This window comes from Halorubrum gandharaense (genome assembly GCF_054654575.1).
This window is the reverse complement of record NZ_BAAIET010000002.1, coordinates 410,794-433,010: the sequence shown is the minus strand read 5'-3', so window position 1 is coordinate 433,010 and position 22,217 is coordinate 410,794. Positions and strand designations below refer to the sequence as shown.

At 68.5% G+C, this 22,217-nt stretch carries 22 protein-coding genes and 3 tRNA genes; 12 read left to right on the top strand and 13 right to left on the bottom strand.

All coding sequences use genetic code 11. From position 1 onward, the window contains the following. From ACYQ07_RS11130 to ACYQ07_RS11120, 3 genes are all read left to right on the top strand, one after another. Nucleotides 1–531: a double winged helix-containing putative transcriptional regulator gene (locus ACYQ07_RS11130; protein WP_459881478.1), complete on the top strand. Its 531-nt coding sequence runs from the start codon at nucleotides 1–3 to the stop codon at nucleotides 529–531. A 57-nt stretch (nucleotides 532–588) separates the two neighbouring features. Next, nucleotides 589–1,794 (top strand): potassium channel family protein, encoded by a 1,206-nt coding sequence (locus ACYQ07_RS11125; RefSeq protein ID WP_459881475.1) that lies wholly within the window; start codon nucleotides 589–591, stop codon nucleotides 1,792–1,794. 61 nt (nucleotides 1,795–1,855) lie between these two features. Continuing rightward, a complete protein-coding gene (locus ACYQ07_RS11120; RefSeq protein ID WP_459881472.1) occupies nucleotides 1,856–2,230 on the top strand; it encodes a nuclear transport factor 2 family protein in 375 nt (124 codons plus the stop codon). Between the two features lie 690 nt (nucleotides 2,231–2,920). Here ACYQ07_RS11120 and ACYQ07_RS11115 read toward each other — a convergent pair. Both ACYQ07_RS11115 and ACYQ07_RS11110 read right to left on the bottom strand, forming a co-directional pair. Beyond that, a tRNA-Leu gene (locus ACYQ07_RS11115) sits at nucleotides 2,921–3,005 on the bottom strand. 53 nt (nucleotides 3,006–3,058) lie between these two features. Continuing rightward, complete coding sequence (locus ACYQ07_RS11110) at nucleotides 3,059–3,400, bottom strand: ferredoxin (protein WP_459881469.1); 342 nt, start codon at nucleotides 3,398–3,400, stop codon at nucleotides 3,059–3,061. A 143-nt stretch (nucleotides 3,401–3,543) separates the two neighbouring features. On the opposite strand from ACYQ07_RS11110, the gene ACYQ07_RS11105 reads away from it, so the two are divergent. Both ACYQ07_RS11105 and ACYQ07_RS11100 read left to right on the top strand, forming a co-directional pair. Further along, nucleotides 3,544–3,897 carry a PadR family transcriptional regulator gene (locus ACYQ07_RS11105; RefSeq protein ID WP_459881467.1) on the top strand — a complete coding sequence of 118 codons (354 nt, stop codon included), beginning with the start codon at nucleotides 3,544–3,546 and terminating at the stop codon, nucleotides 3,895–3,897. 33 nt (nucleotides 3,898–3,930) lie between these two features. Beyond that, entirely contained in the window at nucleotides 3,931–4,434 is a 504-nt protein-coding gene (locus ACYQ07_RS11100; protein WP_459881464.1) for a CopG family ribbon-helix-helix protein, read from the top strand. Nucleotides 4,435–4,498: 64 nt separating this feature from the next. On the opposite strand, the gene ACYQ07_RS11095 is transcribed toward ACYQ07_RS11100, so the two are convergent. Both ACYQ07_RS11095 and ACYQ07_RS11090 read right to left on the bottom strand, forming a co-directional pair. Then, a complete protein-coding gene (locus tag ACYQ07_RS11095; protein ID WP_459881461.1) occupies nucleotides 4,499–4,963 on the bottom strand; it encodes a DUF302 domain-containing protein in 465 nt (154 codons plus the stop codon). Between the two features lie 75 nt (nucleotides 4,964–5,038). After that, a tRNA-Arg gene (locus ACYQ07_RS11090) sits at nucleotides 5,039–5,113 on the bottom strand. 54 nt (nucleotides 5,114–5,167) lie between these two features. On the opposite strand from ACYQ07_RS11090, the gene ACYQ07_RS11085 reads away from it, so the two are divergent. The 3 genes from ACYQ07_RS11085 to ACYQ07_RS11075 are packed head-to-tail and all read left to right on the top strand — an operon-like array spanning nucleotide 5,168 to nucleotide 6,399. Further along, the gene (locus ACYQ07_RS11085; protein ID WP_459881458.1) at nucleotides 5,168–5,332 is read left to right on the top strand and encodes a hypothetical protein; all 165 of its coding nucleotides are present in this window, start codon (nucleotides 5,168–5,170) and stop codon (nucleotides 5,330–5,332) included. A gap of 9 nt (nucleotides 5,333–5,341) precedes the next feature. Beyond that, nucleotides 5,342–5,950, top strand: a complete 609-nt coding sequence (locus tag ACYQ07_RS11080; protein WP_459881455.1) for an AAA family ATPase — start codon at nucleotides 5,342–5,344, stop codon at nucleotides 5,948–5,950. Continuing rightward, nucleotides 5,947–6,399: an RNA-binding domain-containing protein gene (locus ACYQ07_RS11075; RefSeq protein WP_459881452.1), complete on the top strand. Its 453-nt coding sequence runs from the start codon at nucleotides 5,947–5,949 to the stop codon at nucleotides 6,397–6,399. Before ACYQ07_RS11080 ends, ACYQ07_RS11075 begins: the two co-directional genes overlap by 4 nt. 18 nt (nucleotides 6,400–6,417) lie before the next feature. On the opposite strand, the gene ACYQ07_RS11070 is transcribed toward ACYQ07_RS11075, so the two are convergent. Continuing rightward, nucleotides 6,418–6,618 carry a hypothetical protein gene (locus ACYQ07_RS11070; protein WP_459881449.1) on the bottom strand — a complete coding sequence of 67 codons (201 nt, stop codon included), beginning with the start codon at nucleotides 6,616–6,618 and terminating at the stop codon, nucleotides 6,418–6,420. A gap of 749 nt (nucleotides 6,619–7,367) precedes the next feature. Here ACYQ07_RS11070 and ACYQ07_RS11065 point away from each other — a divergent pair. Together ACYQ07_RS11065 and ACYQ07_RS11060 are read left to right on the top strand one after the other, a co-directional pair. After that, nucleotides 7,368–8,618 (top strand): MBL fold metallo-hydrolase, encoded by a 1,251-nt coding sequence (locus tag ACYQ07_RS11065; RefSeq protein WP_459881446.1) that lies wholly within the window; start codon nucleotides 7,368–7,370, stop codon nucleotides 8,616–8,618. Nucleotides 8,619–8,811: 193 nt separating this feature from the next. Next, the gene (locus tag ACYQ07_RS11060) at nucleotides 8,812–9,474 is read left to right on the top strand and encodes a DUF7119 family protein (RefSeq protein ID WP_459881443.1); all 663 of its coding nucleotides are present in this window, start codon (nucleotides 8,812–8,814) and stop codon (nucleotides 9,472–9,474) included. A gap of 8 nt (nucleotides 9,475–9,482) precedes the next feature. On the opposite strand, the gene ACYQ07_RS11055 is transcribed toward ACYQ07_RS11060, so the two are convergent. Continuing rightward, a complete protein-coding gene (locus ACYQ07_RS11055) occupies nucleotides 9,483–10,787 on the bottom strand; it encodes a M20 family metallopeptidase (RefSeq protein ID WP_459881440.1) in 1,305 nt (434 codons plus the stop codon). A 98-nt stretch (nucleotides 10,788–10,885) separates the two neighbouring features. Between ACYQ07_RS11055 and ACYQ07_RS11050 the strand changes: the two genes are divergently transcribed. Further along, nucleotides 10,886–10,959 (top strand) — tRNA-Lys (locus ACYQ07_RS11050). 890 nt (nucleotides 10,960–11,849) lie between these two features. On the opposite strand, the gene ACYQ07_RS11045 is transcribed toward ACYQ07_RS11050, so the two are convergent. The 7 genes from ACYQ07_RS11045 to ACYQ07_RS11015 form a co-directional block, all read right to left on the bottom strand. Continuing rightward, nucleotides 11,850–12,395: a DUF7529 family protein gene (locus ACYQ07_RS11045; RefSeq protein ID WP_459881437.1), complete on the bottom strand. Its 546-nt coding sequence runs from the start codon at nucleotides 12,393–12,395 to the stop codon at nucleotides 11,850–11,852. 64 nt (nucleotides 12,396–12,459) lie between these two features. Beyond that, entirely contained in the window at nucleotides 12,460–12,891 is a 432-nt protein-coding gene (locus ACYQ07_RS11040) for a DUF7555 family protein (RefSeq protein ID WP_459881434.1), read from the bottom strand. 161 nt (nucleotides 12,892–13,052) lie between these two features. Next, nucleotides 13,053–14,423: an ABC transporter ATP-binding protein gene (locus ACYQ07_RS11035; protein ID WP_459881431.1), complete on the bottom strand. Its 1,371-nt coding sequence runs from the start codon at nucleotides 14,421–14,423 to the stop codon at nucleotides 13,053–13,055. Then, nucleotides 14,420–15,778, bottom strand: a complete 1,359-nt coding sequence (locus ACYQ07_RS11030; protein WP_459881428.1) for an ABC transporter ATP-binding protein — start codon at nucleotides 15,776–15,778, stop codon at nucleotides 14,420–14,422. The genes ACYQ07_RS11035 and ACYQ07_RS11030 overlap by 4 nt, the downstream gene beginning before the upstream one ends. Beyond that, nucleotides 15,775–17,541 carry an ABC transporter permease gene (locus ACYQ07_RS11025; RefSeq protein ID WP_459881425.1) on the bottom strand — a complete coding sequence of 589 codons (1,767 nt, stop codon included), beginning with the start codon at nucleotides 17,539–17,541 and terminating at the stop codon, nucleotides 15,775–15,777. Before ACYQ07_RS11025 ends, ACYQ07_RS11030 begins: the two co-directional genes overlap by 4 nt. Continuing rightward, nucleotides 17,538–18,596, bottom strand: a complete 1,059-nt coding sequence (locus ACYQ07_RS11020) for an ABC transporter permease (RefSeq protein WP_459881422.1) — start codon at nucleotides 18,594–18,596, stop codon at nucleotides 17,538–17,540. Before ACYQ07_RS11020 ends, ACYQ07_RS11025 begins: the two co-directional genes overlap by 4 nt. Nucleotides 18,597–18,798: 202 nt before the next feature. Next, complete coding sequence (locus tag ACYQ07_RS11015) at nucleotides 18,799–20,655, bottom strand: ABC transporter substrate-binding protein (protein WP_459881419.1); 1,857 nt, start codon at nucleotides 20,653–20,655, stop codon at nucleotides 18,799–18,801. A gap of 215 nt (nucleotides 20,656–20,870) precedes the next feature. Between ACYQ07_RS11015 and ACYQ07_RS11010 the strand changes: the two genes are divergently transcribed. Next, entirely contained in the window at nucleotides 20,871–22,199 is a 1,329-nt protein-coding gene (locus ACYQ07_RS11010; protein WP_459883052.1) for a 5'-deoxyadenosine deaminase, read from the top strand. Nucleotides 22,200–22,217 lie beyond the last annotated feature (18 nt).

The following is a 22,217-nucleotide window of genomic DNA, read 5'->3' as shown; positions in this document are numbered from 1 at the left end:
ATGCGCATCAAGCCCGTCCCCGAGCCGCCCGACGACCTCGACGCCCTCCGCGAAGTCCGCCGAGCGGTGCCGCTGATTCCGGGGTCGACGGACGACTGCTGTGCCCGACTCCGTAACCGGCTCGACCTTCCGAGCCGGCAGGCCGCGAACGACTGGCTGGCGTTTCTGCGCGCGATCGGCCTCGCGGAGGAGACGCCCCGCGGGTTCGTCCGCGGGGGCGGCGAGGTGACCGCCGAGCGTGTCCGGGAGGGACTGCTGTCGGGCGTTCTGCTCGCTCCCGAAACGCATGATTTGCTGTCTGCGGCGACCCCGGAGGACCCGATGACGGCCGACGACCTGTTCACGGCCACCCGCGAGTCGGTACCACGCCACGACCGCGCACGCGACGCGAACTGGGAGGAGACCTGGCGCGACCGGGCGGACCGGCTGCTGCGGTGGTTCATGCTCGTCGACCTCGCGGAGCCGGTCTGTGCGGGCTCGACGAGCGTCAGCACGGGCGACCCCGCCTACGTCGCCGGCGACGCCGCCTGACTCACGCTCGCAGCGGGGCGTGACAACGCTTTTACCGGGAGCGAATGAGGAACCACTATGGGACGATTCGAGGGTCGCGAACCGCCGGAGCCGGTCGAATACGAGCCCGCGAGCGTGAAGGACCTGCTCGTGGAGATGAAGGACACGGCGGAGCTGCTGATCGACCTCTCGTACTCCGCGGTGCTCCACGGGAGTCCGACCGTCGCGGAGGAGGTGCTGGCACTGGAGAACAAGATGGACGTGCTCCAGATGCGCGCCCGGATGAGCCTGATGCTCGCCGCGCGCAACCCGGACGAGGCCGAGAAGCTCGCGCCCGTGCTCGGCGTGGTTTCCGGCGCCGACAAGGTCTCCGACGCCGCCGGCGACATCGCGAAGATCGTGTTGGAGGAGATCGGCCTTCCCGATGCGATGCGCGGCGCCCTCTCCGAGGGCGTCGAGACGCTCGTTCGGGGCACCGTCGCCGCCGACTCCGACTACGCCGACCGAACGCTTCAGGCGATCGACCTGGAAAGCGAAACGGGCGTTCGCGTCATCGCCATCCGGCGTGACGACGACTGGATCCTCAACCCCGGCCCGGAGACTCGCATCGAAGCCGCCGACGTGATGCTCCTGCGCGGTCCGGAGACCGCCGTCTCGGAGGTGTACCCGGAGCTGACCGGCGAGCCGTTCGACCCGTCACCCCCCGCCGAGCCGGCCATCGACGACCTGGAGCGCGCCGTCGACTCCATCGTCTTGATGAAGAACCTCTCCGAGCTGGCCGTCGACCTGGCGTACGGCTCCGTCCTCTTCGACAACGAGGAGCTGGCCGACGAGGTCACAAATCTGGAAGTGGAAGTCGACGCGCTCCAGTCACGCTTCGAGGCGTGGACCCTGCGGGCCGCCAAGGAGGCCGACGACCCCGTCGCACTCCGCGGACTCATCCACCTCGGCGTCGCCACCGAGGAGATCTCCGACGCCGCCCTCGAGATCACCGAGGGCGTCCTTCGGGACCTCGGCGTCCACCCGGTCGTCGAGATGGCCGTTCAGGAGTCCGACGAGATCATCACCCGGACGACGGTGCGGGAGGGCAGCGACCTCGCCGGCACGGAGGTCGTCGACGGCGTTCCCGCCACCGACATCTCCACGAGCGTGCTCGCGATCCGCCGTCCGGAGGAGGGGTGGCTGGTCGGCCCCGACATCGATACCACGCTGCGCGTCGGCGACGTGGTGATCTCGAAGGGGACCCGAACCTCCGCCGAGGAGTTCGAGCGGCTGTCTGGCTGACCCCCCGCGGCGACACGGACACACCCGCCGACTTTTGCCCGCGCCGACCGACCGACACTCCATGAGCGACGAGAGTTCGGTCGCCGAGGACTCAGCCGGCGACGCCACCTCCCGTGAGGCCGCCGTCCGCGAGTACTACGACGCCATCGACGGCGGCAACTACGACCGGCTCGCCGCCCTGCTCCGGCCGACCTTCACCCATCACCGGCCCGACCGGACCATCGAGGGGCGAGAGCGCTTCGTCCGGTTCATGCGCGAGGAGCGTCCCATGACCGAGACCGAGCACGTCGTCGACGCCGTCTACCCGAAGGGAGTCGGCGTCGCCGCCCGCGGGCGACTCCTCGACGCCGACGGCGAGGTGCTGTTCGGCTACGTCGACGTGTTCACTTTCGAGGAGGACGCCATCGCCGGGCTGGAGACGTACACGGACGGGTGAGCATGGAGGCTCCGTTTATAAGTGGACATGCGATGCGGTGGCGCGCCCGGCGAGCGCCCGCTGGCGCGAGCCGGCACGCGAGGGAGGCGGGAGCGCGCCGGCGTTGCGGTGCGGTCCGCCGGCGCGCTCTCCGCCGAGGCTGGGGAGGAGTGAGGTGCGGTTGCGGTGCGTGGCGGGGCGGGACTCAAAGGGGCGCCTCGCTCCGGGAAGACGGGCGACGTAAGCACCACAGCGAACGGAGTGAGCGAGGAGCGCAGCGAGCGTCCCGCGAGTCTACGAGCGGGACGACGGAAGTCGCAGCCCGCGAGCGCAGTAAGGTGCGACCGACGGGAGCACCGCAATACGCGAGCGGTGAAGCCGCGAGCAGCGAGCCGGACCGTCGTCCGGAACCCTCGACCGGAGCCGGCTGGGGATTTGAAGTGGTTCGTCGTCGTGCTCATCTTATAAGCCGCACAACCCGCTTATAAGCGGCCGGCTGGGGCTTTGGAGATATTCGCCGGCGTGCTCACCGCAACACCAACAACTCTGCGAGGAACACGCTTCGGACCTTCAGCCGATAGCTGTCGCTCACGGGTTGTTCGCGGCAGGAATGCGGGGGAAGGGATTCGAACCACGGTCACTCCGCTTCGCTCCGTTCCCTGATTCGAATCCCACTCCGAAGCTGCCGCTCACGGGGTGTTCGCGGCAGCATGCGGGGGAAGGGATTCGAACCCTCGAACCTCTACAGGAGCGGATCTTAAGTCCGCCGCTTTTGGCCAGGCTCAGCCACCCCCGCCGGCGACCGGGAGTTTCCGCGGGGGCGCAAAACCCCTTTCGGATCCGGGGGCGCTACCAGTCGACGGAGAGCGTGCCGTCCCCGTGCGGGTCGGGCGCGATCTCCTCGTCGGTCCGGCGGTCGATCACGTGGATGACGCCGCGCTCCTTCTTCGCGGGGCAGATCTCGGCGGCCCGGACGTTCTCGTCGAGCTCGTCCTCACCGATGTAGTAGGAGTTCGGCTTCGCGATGCCGCTCGTGATGTCCATCTCCCAGTTGTCGGCGACCTCCGCACAGCGCCCGGCGGCGAAGCACTTGTTCGCCTCGAAGATGATCTTGTACGGCTTCTCCTCGATGGGCGGCCCCTCGCCGCCGACGTCGCTTGGCGAGATGACGTCCTCGGCCTCGTCGCTCATACCCGATATGCGTGGGCGGGTGCCTTTCGTCTATCGGTCGCCGGGCGCACGCTGGGGCGTATCCGGCAGTGGGGCAGGCGCGAGTCTCGCGCCCGCCGCGCGCGACCGAAACCCACCTAACGCGTCCCCTGAAACGGGCGCGTATGACGAAGTGGCTCCACAGCGGCCGGCGCCGCGACATCTGCGCGCTGGTCCACGACGCTGGCGAGCTTCGGGCGCAGTCGCTGAAAAACCGGCTGGAGACCCACTACGACCAGCGGATCGACCCCGGCTCCTTTTACGGCACCCTCTCGGCGCTGGATGACGCCGGCTTCCTCGAACGGCACACCGAGGGGCTCGCCGACGTATACGCGCTTTTCGACGCCGGCGAGCGCGCGCTCCGCGACCACTACGACTGGCTCTCCGAGCGGATGGCGGCGGGGGAGTCGCGTCAGGGGGCGGGTGAGGACCGCACCGCAACTGACGACGGGGCGGGTGAGGACCGCGCCGAGAACTAAAAGGTTAACAACAATCGGCCACTGGGTTATTACATGACAGTCGTCAGCGTCTCCATGCCGGAAGAGCTCCTCGAACGGCTCGACTCCTTCGCGGACGAGCACGGGTACACCGGCCGCAGCGAGGTCGTACGCGAAGCGTCGCGCAACCTGCTTGGCGAGTTCGAGGACGCCAAGTTGGAGGACCGCGACCTGATGGCGGTCGTCACCGTCCTGTTCAACTACGAGACCACGAGCGTCGAAGAGCGGATGATGCACCTGCGTCACGAACACGAGCACCTCGTGGCCTCCAACTTCCACAGCCACGTCGGCCCGCACTACTGCATGGAGCTGTTCGTGCTGGAAGGCGATCTGGAGGAGATATCCACCTTCGTCGGCAAGATCCGCGCGACGAAGGACACGCTCACCGTCGATTACAGCGTGATGCCCGTCGACGAGTTCGGTCCCGGCGCGCTGGAGGGCGCCAGCGGTCACGGGCACGGAGACGGGCACGGAAACGGGGACGCCCACGGAGACGGGCACAGCGGCGACGACGAGTAGTCGAAGTAGTCGACGGCGCCGACTTGCCGGCGGCGACACGCCGGCGACCGCACAGCCCGGCGTCTCAGTCCATCGACGCCGAATCGGCGTGTTTCTCGATGTTCTCCCAGACGTCGGTCATCCGCTCGCCGGTCAGCTCGATCAGGTCCTCGATCTCCTCGTCGCAGTCGCCGGGCGCACAGCCGAGGTCCCGGATCGCCTTCGTCGCGGAGACGTGGTGGACGTGAACGCGGTCGTCGCCCGCCTTCTCGTAGACGACCGTCGTGCAGGGGAGCATCCCTGCCAGCGTCTGGTCGATCGCGATCGCGTCGCGGGCGACCTCCGGGTGACAGACGACGACGAGCGCGGTGCGCTCGACGTCCTCGTCGCCGAGCATCCCCGCGATCATCGCGTCCAGCCGGGTCACCTGCACCGTCTCGAAGTCCGCGAGCTCGTGTTCCAGCTGGACGAACGGGACGGCGTCCTCGAAGGACATGTCCAGCGTCGTGTGCAGCGCCTCCTCCGCAGTCGGGCTCGCCATACCGGTCATACCTCCTGTGGGAGATACGTCGGCAAAAAGACTCCCCCGTGTTTTCGGAGCGTGGAGGAACCCTTGCGGCAGCGACGAGCGCGGTGGGATTCGAACCCACGACCATCGGATTAGAAGTCCGACGCTCTCTCCTGGCTGAGCTACGCGCCCTCGTCGACTCATCGTCGCCGGCGCTTAAAAATGGCCGAGGTTTGCCGCGCGACGGTGGCGGAGTTGGTCGTCGTCGTCCCCGCGGAGCACGCCGGCGACCCCGTGGCGGTTCCGGGGCAGGACGTGCTCGTCGACGCGCCGGAGTCGGGGATGGACCGGAACTCGCGCCGAATTTTTGACGGGCGCCCAACAGCAAGCCTAAGTCCGCGACACCAGTAGCGAGCAGTAATGAACGTCTACGGAACCGTCGGCCTCCCCGGCAGCGGCAAGGGCGAGGCGGCGAACGTGGCCGAATCGGCCGGCATCCCGGTCGTCGTGATGGGCGACGTGGTCCGGGAGGAGTGTATCCGACGGGGGCTCGACCCCGCAGAGCATCACGGACGCGTCGCGAAGGCGCTCCGCGAGGAGGAGGGCGACGACGCCATCGCCGAGCGCTCCCTCCCGCGGATCCGCGAGGCGCTTTCGGAGAGCGAGCACGACGCCGTCGTCGTGGACGGACTGCGGTCGACCGTCGAGCTGGAGCGCTTCCGCGAGGCGTTCGGCGACGACTTCACCCTAGTGGCGGTGCACGCGCCCTTCGAGCTCCGCGCCGAGCGGCTCGGCGAGCGCAGGCGCGACGAGTCCGACGCCGACCTGGAGTCGCTCCGCGAGCGCGACGCCCGCGAGATCGACCTCGGGCTCGGCGAGACGCTGGAGCGCGCCGACGTCGACATCGACAACACGGGCACGCTCGAGGCGTTCCGCGAGCGCGTCCGCGAGGTGTTCGGCGTGGCGGCGGATAGCGAGGGGGCGACTGCCAGTGAGACCGCCGGCGAGCCTGGAGGTGACGCGGCATGATCTACAGCATCGACGCGCGGATCGAGGCGCCGGTTCGTGACACGGAGGTGACTGACCGGGTGGCCGACGCCGTTCACAACGTCTTCCCCGACGCCGATCTCACCCACGAGGACGGGATGCTCGTCGCCGAGACGCACACGCTCGACGCGTTCTCGGACGTGCTCCACGAACAGGAGATCCTCGACACCGCCCGGCGCGTGTTCCGCCGGAACCTCACCGACGAGGGGTTCTCGTTCGCGCTGAAAAAGCAGGCGGCCTTCGAGGGCGTCGTCAACTTCTCCGTCGGCAATCCTGACGAGCTCGGTGACATCACCGTCGACGTGCGCGTTCGCGACCCCGATCCCGAGGCGTTCGTCGACTACATCGCCCCCGAAACCGACGAGGGACAACCCGTCGACCCTGCCCGGGAGTACGGCGACCGATACGACCCCGACGCGGACGACTACTGAGGGGACGGCGACGCCTTTTCACGCCTCAAGGCGCGAGACCGCGGCCTCGAAGCCGGCGATGGCGACTTGATGAACCGCGACAAAGATCGCGACCGCGAGGGTCGTCGCCGCCGTGACCGTCGACAGCAGGCCGAGCGACACGATGAGGGTCGTCGCGCACGCCGGCGCGTGTCCGTCTCCGTGGCGGTCATCGCCCAGCTGGTGAGCGCGACGGAGCATACGCCGGCGGCCGCGAGCCGCAGCGCTTCAACGGATCCGGAGGCGGGCGGGACGGAAGAGACACCCGTTGGCCCCTGTTGAAACCCGATTCTGTAGACACGAAGTCAGGTAAACAGCCGGTCGTGAGGGTTTCTTGATGGCCGATGTCGGGAGTGGGTGTTGCAGTTCGCCGCCGGCGAGGGAGTATATAAACGGTCGAGCAGAGCAGCGACGCTCTTCTTATAAACGGAGGCGCGGTGCGGTGGCGCGCCCGGCGAGCGCCCAGCGGGTGCTCGCCGGCGCGCGAGGGAGTCGTCGCCGCAGGCGACGACGAGGCTGGGGAGGCGTGAGGTGCGGTCGCTGTGTGGTGCGGGGCGGGACTCAAAGGGGCAGCCAGCTCCGGGAAGACGGCCGACGTAAGCACTCAAAAGGGCGAGCACTGCGAGCCCTTTTGAGCGCGCAGCGAGGCCCTCGACCGGAGCTGGCTGGGGCTTTGCCGGCGGTCCTCACCAGCGTCGCACCTGCAACTCACCGGCCAACCTCTGCTTATAAAAGGAGAACAACACCACCAACGTCCAACTTATAAACGCCGCACCCGCCCACGTGATACACCTACTCCCGGAGTCGTTCATCGTGGATCTTGGACTGACCGAAGTAGGACGAACGTGTTCCTCTCTAAGGCTTTCAACGGAGCCACCCGCCGAAGGACCACTCCGCCGTTCCAGCCCCGACCGACGAGCACTAACGCCCGCGCCGGCTACGACCCCCCAATGGAGGTCGAGTTTCTGGGTGGCGCCGGCGAGGTCGGGCGGAGCGCGGTGCTCGTCGACGACGAGCTCCTGCTGGACTTCGGCATCAAGTCGGCCGACCCGCCGCAGTACCCCGTCGAGACGCCCGAGCCCGACGCCGTCGTCGTCTCGCACGGTCATCTCGACCACGCCGGCGCGGTGCCCGCCCTTTTAAAAGGCGACCGCCGGCCGCAGATCCACTGGACGCCGCCGACCGCCGAACTCGCGCGGACGCTGGCCCGTGACACGCTCAAACTCCACGGCAACAGCCCACTGTGCCCCTTTGGTGCCGAACACGTCCAGCGACTTGGCGAGGTGGAAGTGCGCCACGGCTACGACGAGCCGTTTCAGGTCGAGGCGGGGGACACGACCTACGAGGTGACCTTTTACAACGCCGGCCACATCCCCGGGAGCGCGCACGTCCTCGTCGACGACGGGGACACGCGGCTGCTGTACACCGGCGACTTCCACACCGACGACCAGCGTCTGGTGGCGGGGTCGACGGCGCGCCCCGACGCGGATGTCGTGATCTGCGAGAGCACCTACGCCGACGTGAGCCACGAGGACCGCGCCCGCGTCGAGCGCGAGTGGGTCGAGCGCGTACGGACCACGATGTGGGAGGGCGGCACCGTCGTCGCGCCCGCGTTCGCCATCGGCCGGACACAGGAGCTGCTGCTCGTCGCAGAGGCACACGACATCACCCCGTACGTCGACGGGATGGGCGTCGAGGTGACACGCATGCTCCGGCAGTACCCCGAGTTCGTCCGGGACCCCGACTCGCTCCGGCGGGCCGCGGGCGGCGCCCGCGAGGTGAGCGGCCGCGACGGCCAGCGCAAGCGGATCGCCGACGAGAACGCGCTCGTCGTCACCACCTCCGGAATGGTGTCAGGCGGCCCCGTGATGACGTACCTCCCGCTGATCCGACAGAACCCGACGAACGCGGTGACGCTGACGGGCTACCAGGTGGAGGGGACGCCGGGACGCAACCTGCTCGATCGTGGGCGCTGCGAGCTGAACGAGGGCGTCGTCCCGGTCGCCGCCCGCACGGACCTGTTCGACTTCTCCGCGCACGCCGACCGTGAGGGGTTGCGGGAATTTCTGGACGAGTACGACGACGCCGAGATCCTGCCCGTCCACGGCGACGACACCGCGGGGTTCGCCGAGCGACTCCGGGCCGACGGGCTCGACGCGAGCGCGCCGGCGCTCGGCGAGCGGGTGGAGCTGTCGTCGTAGCGCAGGGCGACAGTCCGATCCGGAACGCCACCGGGCGTGCGTGCTCGTGCTCGGTCACGGACGGATGAGCTGCTCGCCGCGCTCGCGGCGTGCTCTCGACGACCACCGGTACGCTGCCGCGTCCCCGTCACCGTCGTCCGCGATACCTGCCCCGGTGCCTGCCGCTTATGTAGGGCGCTGTCGAAGCGGTCGTATGGACGACGAGTCACGGGCCGACCGCCGCTCGCCCGTCGGCGAGCCGGTTGTTCGTGCGGACCCCGAAGTCACCGGCGAGCGCGCATCCGAGGCCGTCGGGTTCGACCCCGACGACCCAGAGAGCCTCGCGGAGGCGGCCGAGACGGTCGCTCGATTTGCCACGGGTGACGTTGCCGGCGACGACCACGTGTTGATGCTCCGGGGAGCCGCGGCCTGTGCGGCGCTGGTTCGCGGCGTGGGGTCGTACAAGGCCGCCGCCGAGCGCGCCGGCGACGGGGTCTCCGTCTCCTTCATCCGCAAGTGGGCCCGGGTGCACGACCTCCCGCAGGCGATCCGCCGCCACGTCGCGCGCGGTCACATCGCGCCGAGCGCCGCCAAGCACGTCGCGCGCGTCGGCGGCGAGGACCGCTATCTGCTGGCGTGGGCCGCGCTCGACGCCGACCTCACCGTTCGACAGGTGCGCTCCGTCGCCTCCGCCGTCAACGACGGCACCTCCGTCGAGGACGCCCTCCGGGCAGAGGGTGTCGAGCTCGGCCAGCTCACCATGCAGCTTCCACCGGGGGTGTACGTCGAACTCCGTCGGCGCGCCTCGATGCGGAACGTCGACCCCGGCGTCGTCGTCGGGGAGGCGCTCGACACCCACTTCGCCGAGGACGACTGACCGGGCCGTCAAAAGGCGTTCGCGTAGCGCACGACCGCACTGGCGAGCGCGTCGCGCGCCGATTCGACCTCGTTCCACGCGATCGTCTCGTCAGGATAGTGCGCCTCCTCGATGTCGCCCGGCCCGAAGAGGACGGTCGGAATCCCTGCCGCGATGTAGTGGCGTGAGTCGGCGCCGTAGGTGGCTCCCTCGGGCTCGGCATCGGGGAGCCCGGCGTCGGCCATGCCCGCGCGGACCGCCTCGACGACGGGTGCGTCCGGCGGGACCTCGGCGGGCTCGAACTGCACGGAGAAGCGCTCGAACGCCGGCGGATGCTCACGGAGCCACGGGTCATTCGCGACGACGTTCGCCAGCCGCTCGCGGAAGGCGGCCTCCACCTCGCGGACGGTCTCGCCGGGGGCGACGCCGATCCGGAACTCCGCGGTCAGCTCGGCGGGTACCGTCGACGCCCACGACCCCGCCTCGACGGTGCCACAGACGACCGGCCACGCGACGGGGAACGCCTCGTACAGTGGGTGGGTGACCGCCTCGCCGCGCTCCGTTTCCAGCGTCATGAACGCCTCGCGGATCCGCTCGAACCGCGGGAGCACGTCCTCGCCGCGCCAGCGGGTGGCCGCGTGCGCGCTCCGCCCCTCGATCCGAAGCCGTGCCATCAAACTCCCCTGCGTGGCGACGACCGGCCGGAGCGAGGTGGGCTCCGCGACGATCGCGGCGTCCCGCTCGAAGGGGTACGGGTTGTCGAGCGCGGCGGTCGCCGCGCCGTAGCCGCCGTCCTCCTCGCCGGCCACGCCCTCGACGACGATCCGGCAGTCGACCGCCGCGTCGCCCGTTTCGACCGCCTCGCGCACGTCGAGAGCCGCGCCGACGCAGGCGGTGACCCCGCACTTCATGTCCGCGGCGCCGCGCGCGGTGAGCGTCTCGGGGGCGTCGGAGGGCTCGCCATTCAGTCCGCCCGGCCCACCCCGTCGAACGGGCTCAAAGGGGTCGCCGCTCTCCCACTCGGCTTCCGCGGGCACCACGTCGAGGTGGCCGTTGAGGACGATGGTGGGGTAGTCGTCGCCCCCGGCCGGGTCCGCATCACCGAGTGCGAGCACGCCGGCGGCGCTCCGCCGGCCCGCCGTCGCCATCTCGGCCGGGTCGTCGGGGAAGGAGGGGTGGCCGGCGAGCAGCTCGGCATCCGCATCCCAGACGTACGGTTCGAAGCCCAGCTCGGCCAGTCGGTCTCGGAGCCACTCGGCGACCGCCGTCTCCTCGCCAGCGGTCGACCGGAATCCGCAGAGGCGGTCCGCGAACTCGCGGGAGTCGAAGCTCATGGCTGGCGCGACGTGGGGGGACCGCCTAACGTTTCGGGTCGCCGGCGGGCGCCGGGTTTCTAAACGCTTATGGGGCGGCTCCGTTTACGAGGGGATGCGGGCCGGTAGCTCAGTTAGGGAGAGCGTCCGGCTTTTAACCGGACGGTCGGGGGTTCGAATCCCTCCCGGCCCGTTTCCTGTCGCGAGCAACGTCGCGAGCGACAGGTCTCGAAAGAGGGAGGGATTCGAACGAGAGAAGTCGCAGCCCGGGAGCGCAGCGAAGCGAGCACTCCGGACCGTCTTCCCGTGGTTCGAATCCCTCCCGGCCCGGCTTCTCGCGGCGAGCTCACGTGTGAAACGAGGCGAAACGGTCGTCAAAACAGGACCTTCGATAAGTGACCTCGGGAGTGGATGTTGCAGATCGTCGCCGGCGAACTGGTATATAAACGGTCGAGAGCGGCGGCGACGCACGCCTTATAAATGGGGTGCGGTGCGGTGGCGCGCCCGGAGAGCGCCCAGTGGGCGCGAGCCGGCGCGCGAGGGAGGTCGGCGGCGGCCGCGGCGTTGCGGTCCCGCGGCCGCCGTCGACCGAGGCTGGGGAGGTGTGAGGTGCGGTCGCTGTGCGGGGTGGGACTCAAAGGGGCAGCCGTTCCCGCCGCAGGCGGGAAACAGCGAGACGGCTCCGACCGTCTCGCCCGTGGTCCGGGACGACGGGCGACGTAAGCACTTATCAGGGCGTCGGGCGGTGCAGAGAGACGTCCTGATAAGCGCGCAGCGAGCGTCCCGCGAGTCTACGAGCGGGACGACGGAAGTCGCAGCCCGCGAGCGAAGCGAGCCGGAACGTCTTCCGGAACCCTCGACCGGAGCCGGCTGGGGCTTTGCAGGCGGTTCTCACCAGCGTCGCACCAGCGACTCACCGGACAATCTCTGGTTATAAACGAACCACAACCCCACCAACGTCCCACTTATAAACGCCACCTCCAACCACGTACCACACCCACTCCCACTATCGAGCACTACGTGGCGCTATTCGAGGGTCACGGTGCGGTCCCTCAAAAGGCGAGTCGAGCGACCGCCGGCGTTCTACGCCGTCTCGTCCGGGGACGGCATGTCGGCGTCGAACTTCGCGGGGTCGGGGATAAAGGGCCGGTACTCCTCGTGGGTGAACTCGCCGAGCTCCGTGCCGTTGATCGTCTTCGCGTAGGTGTGGATCCGGCCCTCGTTGATGGCCGACCGCACCATCCCCTGTGCGTGTCGAATGTCGTAGTGTGCCGAGAGCACGATGGCGATCTTCGCGTCGGGGTCCATATGCTCGACGACGAGGAACGCGGAGTTGTGGACGGTGTTGAAGTACACCAGGTACTCCGAGAACTCGCCGGCCTCGTACGCCTCGCTGAACTCGTCGGCGTAGTTGTCCGGGATCACGTGTGCGAGCCCGAAGCGCTCGGGGTCGCGCTCCGCGCGGCTGGGCGTCGAGGTCTGTACCGTCGGAATCGACGCGACCTCCCAGCCCTCCTCGCGGCGCTCGGCGGCGATCGCCTCGCGCTCGTCGTTCGTCCGCGTCCACGCCTCGCTGACGGCCTCGCCGGCGGGTCCAGTGCCGGCGGGCTGCGGCCCGTTCGGTTCCATACCGGCTATCGGACCTCCAGACATTAAGCCCTCACGTACGACGGTCGGTCCGTACGACGGTCGATCAGACGATGCCGAGCCCGACCTCCATGTACAGCGAGACGGCGAGCACGGCGACGGCCGTCCAGAACAGCTTCCCGCTCGGCGAGAGCCGACGGGTCGGGTCCGGCGCCGGCAGCCAACGCGCCGGCGGTACGCGTGCGGCGATCCGGCTCATTCGCGAGCGCTCGACGGCGGGCAGTGACCGCCCGGAGCGCTCGTCGCGAACGTCGTCGATGGAGGAGGGCCAGAGCTTGAGCGTGGCGTACCCCAGCAGCACGAAGCCGATCAGGAACAGCAGCGTCTTGGCGCCGACCATGCCGTAGCCGGCCGCAAGCGACAGCGACACCGCGAGCAGCGTCACGCCCGTCGTCACCACCAGCACGTAGGAGGCCGCGTCCGCACAGACGAGCGCGGCGACCCTGATGCGATCAACGAGATGGCGGCGCGTGGACATGGTGTGTCGGTGTGGTGTGTCAGCGTGGTGTGTCGGTGTGGTGTGTCAGCGTGGTGTGTCGGTGTGGTGTGTCAGCGTGGTGTGTCGGTGTGGTGTGTCCGCGTGGGGTGTCGGTGTGGTGTGTCCGCGTGGAGTGTCAGGGCGGAGGTCAGTGTAGCCGGTCAGTTGTGACGCTGTTCGATGACCGTGTCGGGGTCGCGATACTCTGCGTCGTGGCGGTGACAGAGGCTCTTGCGCCCCGTCTCGTCGACGACGTGGTAGTCGGGCTCGACGGGCTCGCGGCTCTCGTCACCGTCGGGGTCGTACCCCTCACAGATCCCGCCGAACTCGGCGTCGAGCGCCTCGATGGCGCCCGCTTCGTCGTTGTCGCGGAGCTCGTCGGCCACGTCGTCGAGGACGGACTCGACCTCCGGCGGCACGGCCACGTCGCCGAACAGCTCGTCGTACACCTCGTCGACGGTGCCGAACGCGGGCTCGCGGCCGAGCAGCTCGCCGATCCGCTCGGTGACGGACTTGTTCGTTCGCATTCGCTCGTGAGTGACCTCCCGAAGAACGTTGATGCGCCCCCACAGCTCGTTGTCGAGGTTCTCGTAGGCGTCCGGACGGATCCGCACCGGACAGCGGGTGCTGAACGGGCAGCCGCGTGGCGGATGCCGCGGGTTCGGGGGCGTCCCCCGAAGCGTGATCCGCTCGTCGCTCGCCGTCGGGTCCGGCTCCGGGATCGCGGACAACAGCGCGTGCGTGTACGGGTTCGCCGGATTCTCGAACAGCTGCTCGGTCGGGCCGATCTCCATCACGTTGCCGAGGTACATCACCGCAACCCGGTCACAGAGGTGCCGAACGACCGAGAGGTCGTGCGCGATGAACAGGTAGGTGAGCCCGAACTCGTTTTGGAGGTCCTCCAGCAGGTTGATCACCTCGGCCTGCACCGACACGTCGAGCGCCGAGGTGGGCTCGTCGAGCACGATGAAGTCCGGCTCCAGCGTCAGCGTTCGCGCGATGTTGATCCGCTGGCGCTGCCCGCCGGAGAACTGGTGGGGGTAACGGAAGTAGTGCTCGGGCTGAAGTCCCACCGTTTCCAGCAGGTCACGAACGCGCTCTTTGCGCTCGCTCGGCGTCCCCCACTCGTGAACGTCGAGCGGCTCGCGGACGATCTCGCCGACCGTCATCCGGTCGTTGAGACTGGAGTCTGGATCCTGATACACCATCTGGGCGTTGCGCCGCCAGGCGTGGAGCTCCTTGCCGGACAGCTCCATCACGTCGCGGTCGTTGTACCGCATCTCGCCGCCCGTGGGCGACTCCAGTCGGAGCAGGGTGCGCCCGAGCGTCGTCTTCCCGCAGCCGGACTCGCCGACCAGTCCCAGGGTCTCCCCCTTCTTGATGTCGAAGTCGACGCCGTCGACCGCTTTGACGGGGTCGCCGCCGAGGAGTCCCCCCTCGTCGTAGTACGTCTTGAGGCCGCGTACCTCCCAGAGCGTCTCCTCGTCGGCCGGTTCAGCCTCGTCGGTCGATGGTGGTGTGGTCTGGCTCATCGGCTTTCACCTCCGTCGGTTTCGGCGCGGCCCGTCGGGTCGCCGTCCGCACCCCGCTTGGCGTGCCGGGCGACCGCGTCCGCCCGGTCGGCGCCCTCAGGATAGAGGAGACACGCCGCCCGGTGGTCGTCGTCCTCGTCGGTCTCTTCGCTGACCGGCGTCAGCTCCGGATGGACGGACTCGCAGTCGCCGAACGCCTCCGGACAGCGTGGAGCGAACCGGCAGTACGTCGCCGGCTCGTTCGGCGTCGGGACGTTTCCGGACATCGTCTCCAGCCTGTCGCCGCTCTGTGTGCCGGGGATCGACCGGAGCAGTCCCTGCGTGTACGGGTGCTTCGGGTTCGCAAACAGCGTCTCCACGTCGGCCTGTTCGACGAGCTCGCCGGCGTACATCACGTTCACCCGGTCGGTGACGTTGGCGATGACGCCCATGTCGTGGGTAATGAACAGGATGCCGAGGTCGCGCGTCTCCTGCAGCTCCTCGAGGAGTTCGAGGATCTGCGCCTGGATCGTCACGTCGAGCGCCGTCGTCGGCTCGTCACAGATCAGCACTTCGGGGTCACACGCCAGCGCCATCGCGATGACGGCGCGCTGGCGCATCCCGCCCGAGAACTGGTGGGGATACTCGCCGACCCGCCGGCGCGCGTCGGGGATCCCGACCGCCTCCAGCAGGTCGATCGCCTCGCGGGTCGCCTCCTGTCCGCGAAGTCCCTGGTGGAGCCGCAGCGACTCCTTGATCTGGTTGCCCACCGTGTACACCGGGTTGAGGCTGGTGAGCGGGTCCTGGAACACCATCGCGATCTTGCCGCCGCGCATCGCGCGGGCGGACTCTCCTTCGAGGCGGGTGATCTCCACGTACCCCTCCTCGATGGTGTCGGGGTCGCTGGGGTTCCCCTCGGTGACGATCACGTAGTCGTCGTCGGCCACGCCGAGCGCCTCGCCGTAGCCGGCGGCGACGAAGTCGCCGACGGTGGCCGCCGCGGCGTCCTCGTAGCCGAACGTTGCCGGCGTGGCGTCGATGTCCGGACGGTCGAACATCGCCGCCGGCTCCTCGTCCAGCGCCGAGAGGTCGGCCGTGTGGCCCGAGAAGCGCTCGGCGAACTCCCGAACCGTCGGGACGTGTGTGAAGCGAATGCTCGACCCGTCGAGCACGCGACCCGGCGAGTCGACGAGCCCCATGATCGAGCGCGCCGTGACGCTCTTTCCGGAGCCGGACTCGCCGACGACGCCGACGGTCTCGCCGGGCGTCACGTCGAAGTTGACGCCGTCGACCGCCCGGATCGTCTCCTTGTCCGTGAAGAACGCCGTCCGCAGGTTCCGAACGGAGAGGATCGGGTCGTCGCTCACGTCGCTCATCCGCCACCACCCCCTGCGGCCGCGGTATCGGTGTCGACGTCGCTTTCGGGGTCGATGGCGTCGCGGACCCCGTCACCGAAGGCGTTGAAGCCGGTGACGACCGCCACGATCAGCAGCCCCGGCAGCGTGGAGACGTGCCACGCCTGCGTCGAGACGTACGAGCGTCCTTCGGAGACGATCCGCCCCCACTCGGGGGTCGGGGGGTTGATCCCCAGCCCGAGGAACGAGAGGGCGGCCGTCGCGATGATGATGCTTCCCAACAGCAGCGACGAGTAGATCATGATGTAGGTTGCGATGTACGGCGCCATGTGCTTGCGCATCGTCGCGCCGGGCGACTGGCCGAAGCTTCTCGCGGCGTCGACCCACTCCTCCTCGGCCACCTGCAGCGAGGGGCCACGTATCGAACGCCACATCCCCGGCCAGTACACCGCGGCGAAGATGAGCGCCAACAGCAGGCCGCCGTCGTACACCTCCGCGACCGGATGGTTGGCCTGCTGGAACAGCACGGACAACAACAGCACGAACAGGAACGCCGGGATGGAGATGATCGTGTCGGAGACGATCACCGTCAGCGCGTCGACGACGCCCTTGTAGTAGGCCGTGATCAGCGACAGCGCAAGCGCGATGGCCGTGCCGAGCCCGATGGCGATGAGGCCGATCACGAGCGACGTCCGCGCGCCGAACACGAGGAACGTCATCATGTCCTGGCCGTCGACGGTGGTGCCGAGCGGGGCCCAGCGGTCGAACGCGTCGTAGCTCAGCGGGCCGACCGTCGAGGCCGACCCGTCCGAGCGCACCTGCAGGTTCGCCGACCCGTGGGCGATCGACTGCACTTCGCCGTCGTCCCCGAGGTAGGAGAACTCGTACTCGTACGGCTGGTAGATGTTGTGTTCGACCGCCGCGGCGCCGAGCGACGGTGCCCAGATGGCCATCACGACGAACGCGAAGACGATGGAGAGGCCGAGCAGCCCCCAGTAGTGGCTGCTGAACCGGTTGATCACGTCGTCACGCGGCGTCCAGTCCGCCTCGCGGTAGTGGTCGCGGTAGACGTTGTACCCCTTCCACAGCCACGCGAGCAGCGCGAACGCGTACGCGTAGATGACGACCACGCGAAGCGCCCACGCCCACGCCGGCGAGAGGCCCAGGAAGGTCCCCTCCCAGCCGCCCTCCGGCAGCCGGTGGCCCTCGTTCGAGATGAACTCCCGGCTGGTGAGCGTGTTCAGCGAGGAGATCGTCTCCAACGCCTGCGTGAACATGGCGACCAGCATGTCGAGGACGGCGCCGACCGGCGTGTAGACGACGAGTGCGGCGCCGACGCCGAGCGTGCCGGCGATGAGCAGCCGCTCGACGAGCTCGTCCACGTCCCGCCCCTGCTCGATCCCGAGCAGGGAGACGAGCGAGACCGGGACGAGAACGGACTTCACCACCGCGGCGGCGACCAGCAGCAGCACGAGCGCGGTGACCGTGAAGCCGACCATGCCGCCGACGATCCCGGCGCTTGCCGCGACGTTCATCTCGACCTGGCCGGGGAGCTCGGCGATTCGGGCGAGCGCCCAGCGGGTCAGCTCGCCGATGCGAACCGTCGCGCCGGCGATGCGACCGAGTTCGACGACGAGCAACAGCGCGAGTCCGCCGAGCCAGAGCGCTGCCGGTCGGGGGTTCTCCGCAACTCGGTCGCGCAGCGAGCGGTCGAGGTCAGCCGCCCGGTCGGTGTCCGTCGTGGGTGTGGCGGTGTCCGTCGTGGGTGTGTCGGTGTCGTTCATGTGTCGTACCCCACACGCGGGTCGAGTATCGTGTACAGGAGGTCCTGGAAGATGTTCATCAGAATGATCACCAGCGTGAAAATGAACAGGAGCGCGCCCGCGAGCGGCAGGTCGCCCTGCACCGCCGCGTTGAAGAACAGCGCGCCGAGCCCGTTGATCCCGAAGATCACCTCGACGATGACCGACCCGCCGATGAGCAGGAAGGCCTCGTTGGTGATCACCGGTACGAGCGGGATCAGCGCGTTCCGGAACACGTGTTTCCAGACGATGAGCCGGTTGGGGAGCCCCTTCGCCTTCGCCGTCTCCACGTAGTTCGAGTTGATCGTCTCGAGGATCGCCGTCCGGCCGATCCGGAGCTCGGTCGCCATGGAGGCGGAGCCGAGCACCAGCGCCGGCGGGATGGTCATCTTGATCGCGACCGCGAGCGTCCCCAAGTCGATCGGGATCCCGATGCCGAGAACCACGCTTCCCTCACCCGGGGCGATGAAATCCAGCGGGGGCGTGCCGATCAGGCTGTCGACCGACGGCCCGATCTCGTACCAGTCGAAGCCGAGGAACCCGCCGCCGTCGGTGCGCCGGAGGATCGTCAGAAGCATGATCGCCAGCCAGAAGTTGGGCATGGCCAGCCAGACGATTCCGCCGAAGGAGGCGACGTAGTCGCCCCAGCTGTTGGGGTTGAGGCCGGCGTAGAAGCCGAGCGGGATGCCGATGAAAAGCGGCAGCAGGATGGCCCAGAAGCCGAGCCAGAGCGTCCGCGGCGCGAAGATCATCACGAGCTCCTCAACGGTCCGGCCCCGGTGGATCACCCACGACTGACCGAGGTCGAAGGTGATCAGGTTGATCATGAAGTCGATGTACTGCCGCCACAGCGGCTGGTCCAAGCCGAGTTGCTGGCGGAGCGCCGCCGCGTCCCCTCCGGTCCCCTCGGGACCCAGGATCGCCGACACCGGGTCGATGGGGCCCATCCGCAGTGCGACGAAGATGATCGTCATCACGAGGAAGAGGACGGGGACGGTCAACAGGAGCCGCTTGAAGAAGTAGTGCCAGCGGCTCATAGCCGGTCGTTTGTGTACCGTTGTCGTAGCATATGCTTGCGATTCCGTCTGTCCCACCCTTAACGTGGAGCCTAATATTTACCCCGATCCATAACGGCTTGTAGTGGGAGCACAGCCGCGCCGCTTGTCGAACCCAAAAAGCAAACCGCGTGGTCGTGGACGACGCGCCCCGCGGTTCGAACGGTCGTCGATCGACGAGTCGTTACTCGTCGCGGGCCGCTTCCCAGTCGAGGTAGTAGCCGTCCGCTTCCTCGGGGAGCAGGTCCGTGTCCGTGTTGGCGGGCTCGAAGCCGAACATGCCGTACGCGATGTCCGTCCAGCTCCACACCCAGCCGAGCGAGTACGCCTGGAGGTCGCCGTCCTCACCGCGGCTCTGCAGCGTGTTGAACTGCGCCTCCTCGAGGTCGATGTCCAGCCCGATCCCGGCAGCCTTGTCACGGACGAGGCGGCCGGCGTCCTGGAACGTCGGGTCCTGATAGGTGGTGAGCGTCAGCTCGTAGGGGTCGTCGTCGTCGTAGCCGGAACCCTCCATGATCTCGCGGGCCTCCTCACGCTGGGTCTCGTTGACGCCGTAGGGCCACTGGTCGACCCAGTCGTCGTACGGCATCGTCTCCTCGGGCCAGATCGCCGGCGGCGTGAAGCTGAACGCCTCGGTACCGCGGCCCTCGAAGACCTCCTGGACGAGCTCCTCGTGGTCCATCAGGTGGGCGAACGCCTTCCGGGCCGCGCGGTCCGTCTGGGCGACGTTGAAGCCGAAGTAGTACGTCGCGATGTCCGGCACGCCGACGTAGTTCAGCATGTCGCCGTTCTCGATCGGGCCGTACTCGCCGATGTCGCGCTGGCGGTCGTCCGTCTCGGCGTCGACGAGCTCGCGGTCGTAGAAGGCGGTGGGGATCTCGAACGCGTCGACGTTGCGCTCCGTGATGACCGTCCAGATGGCGTCGGCGTCCTCGATGACGTTCCACTCGACGGCCTCGACGTTCGCCTGCGAGCCGTGGAAGGCGTCGAAGCGCTCGACGCGCGCCTCGGAGTCCGGGACCCACTCGTCGAACTCGAAGGGACCGGTGCCGTTGGGATCTTCCGTCGCGAAGTCCTCCTGGGAGATCTCGCCGTCGTAGTCCGGCAGGTCGTCGACGTAGCCTTCGGGAACGGCCGCGAAGGAGTCGTACGTGACGATCTCGAGTACGGCCGGGTTGGGGCTCTGCAGTTCGATCTCGAAGGTGTGGTCGTCGATGACCTCGATACCCTCGGAGTCCGGCACGACGTTACGCGGACCGACGCCCTCGTCCTCGTCGGTCTCGTAGGTGATACCGACGCCGGTGCCGGCGTCGAGCAGGAAACTCGCGCGCTGGCTCGACGGCGACTCCGCGAGGCGGCGCCACGCGTACTTGAAGTCGCCGGCGGTGAGGTCGGTGCCGTCGTGGAACTCGGCGTCCTCGTTGATGTGGAAGGTGTACGTCTCGGAGTCCTCGGAGATCTCGACCTCTTCAAGCAGCTGGTTCTCGACCTCGGCGACGCCCGCCGGGTACGTGGTGAGCCCCTCGTACAGCTGGCTAAGCAGCGTCGCGGACGCGGTGTCGGTGGACGCGATGGGGTCGAGCGTCGAGATGGTCGAGTTGATCAGCGACAGGACGTTCTCGTCCTTCTGGTCGTGGTCGGTGTCGATCTCGACGTCGTTGTACGTCTGGTGGTGCAGCCCGAGCGCGCCCATCGAGTCCAGCTCGACCCACTCGTAGGAGAAGCGCTCGGTGAGCCCGTGATACAGCGGGAGCAGCACCATGTCGTCACGGACCGCTTCCTCGATCTCGACGTAGGCCTGATTGCGGACGTCCTCGGCCTCGGGTCCGGGGTTGGCCTGGACGCGTTCCCACGCCTCCTGAGCCTTGTCGACGTTGTGCTCGCCGAGGTCCGGACCCGAAGGCTCGTCGTCGCCGTTCTCACCGTTGTCGTCCTCGTCGTCGGGCTCCTGGCTCGAACAGCCAGCGACCGCCGCGGCCGTCGCGACGCCGCCCGATGCAGTCAGGAATCGCCTCCGTGAAAGGTGTTCACGCTTTGGCATGCTGTGACGCACTATTCGCCTCATTCACAAAAGTCTGCGGAATATGATCGACACCACATCGAACCAGCAATTCGCATGCCTGAGGCGCCGAAACCTGTTTTAAACACAGTTTCTCACCGAGAGAAGATCTATTTAACTGATACCAAATGACACACCATTCGACGCGCCGCCGAACGGACACCCTCTTTGCGGACCGCCGCCACAAGCGGACGGACATGTTGATCGCTGGAACCGTCGTCGCCGGCCCCGACACCGTGATCCCCGACGGCGCGGTCGTCGTCGAGGGGAGCGAGATCGTCGCGGTCGGCGACGGCGACGACCTGCAAGCGCAGTACCCCGACCACGAGCGGCGCGAGCACGACCTCGTCGCGCCCGGACTGGTCGGCGGGCACGTCCACTCCGTCCAGTCGCTCGGGCGCGGGGTGGCCGACGACACCGCCCTCCTCGACTGGTTGTTCGACGCCGTCCTCCCCATGGAGGCGGCGATGGACGCCGAGGCGACGCGCGCGGCCGCCGAGCTCGGCTACCTCGAATGCCTGGAGTCGGGAACCACGACCGTGCTCGACCACCTTTCGGTGAACCACGCCGCGGAGGCGTTCGAGGCCGCCGTCGACACCGGGATCCGGGGACGGCTCGGCAAGGTGCTGATGGACAAGGAGTCGCCCGAGGGGCTGATCGAGGAGACGGACGCCGCGCTCGCCGAGACGGAGTCGCTGATCCGCGAGTATCACGGCGCGGCCGACGGGCGCGTGCGCTACGCCGTCACGCCCCGATTCGCCGTCTCCTGTACGGAGGAGTGCCTTCGCGGGTGTCGGGAGATCGTCGACCGCCACGACGGCGTGCGGATCCACACGCACGCGAGCGAGAACGCCGACGAGATCGCCGCCGTCGAGACGGACACCGGGATGCGGAACGTGCTCTGGCTCGACGAGGTGGGGATCACCGGTCCGGACGTGACGCTCGCCCACTGCGTGCACACGGACGAGGCCGAACGCGAGGTGCTCGCGGACACCGACACCGTCGTCACCCACTGCCCCTCCTCGAACATGAAGCTCGCCTCGGGGATCGCCCCGATACAGGACTACCTCGACCGGGGCATCACCGTCGCGCTCGGCAACGACGGGCCGCCGTGCAACAACACGCTCGACCCGTTCACGGAGATGCGCCAAGCCAGCCTGCTCGGGAAAGTGGACGCGCTCGACCCGACGCGGCTCCCCGCGGAGACGGTGCTGGAGATGGCGACGGTCAACGGCGCCCGTGCTGCCGGCTTCGAACGCCTCGGGAAGCTGGAGCCGGGCTACCGCGCCGACGTGATCGGCCTCACGACGGACAAGACGCGGGCGACCCCGCTCCACGACCCGCTCTCACACCTCGTGTACGCCACCCACGGCGACGACGTGGAGTTCACGATGGTCGACGGCGACGTGGTCTACGACGACGGCGAGCACGTCGGCATCGACGCCGCGGCGGTTCGCGCCCGCGCGACGCGACACGCCGAGCGCGTGCTCGACGAGGCGGGCGTCGAGCGCGGGTTCGAGGCGTAACGTCAGGGACGGTTTCGG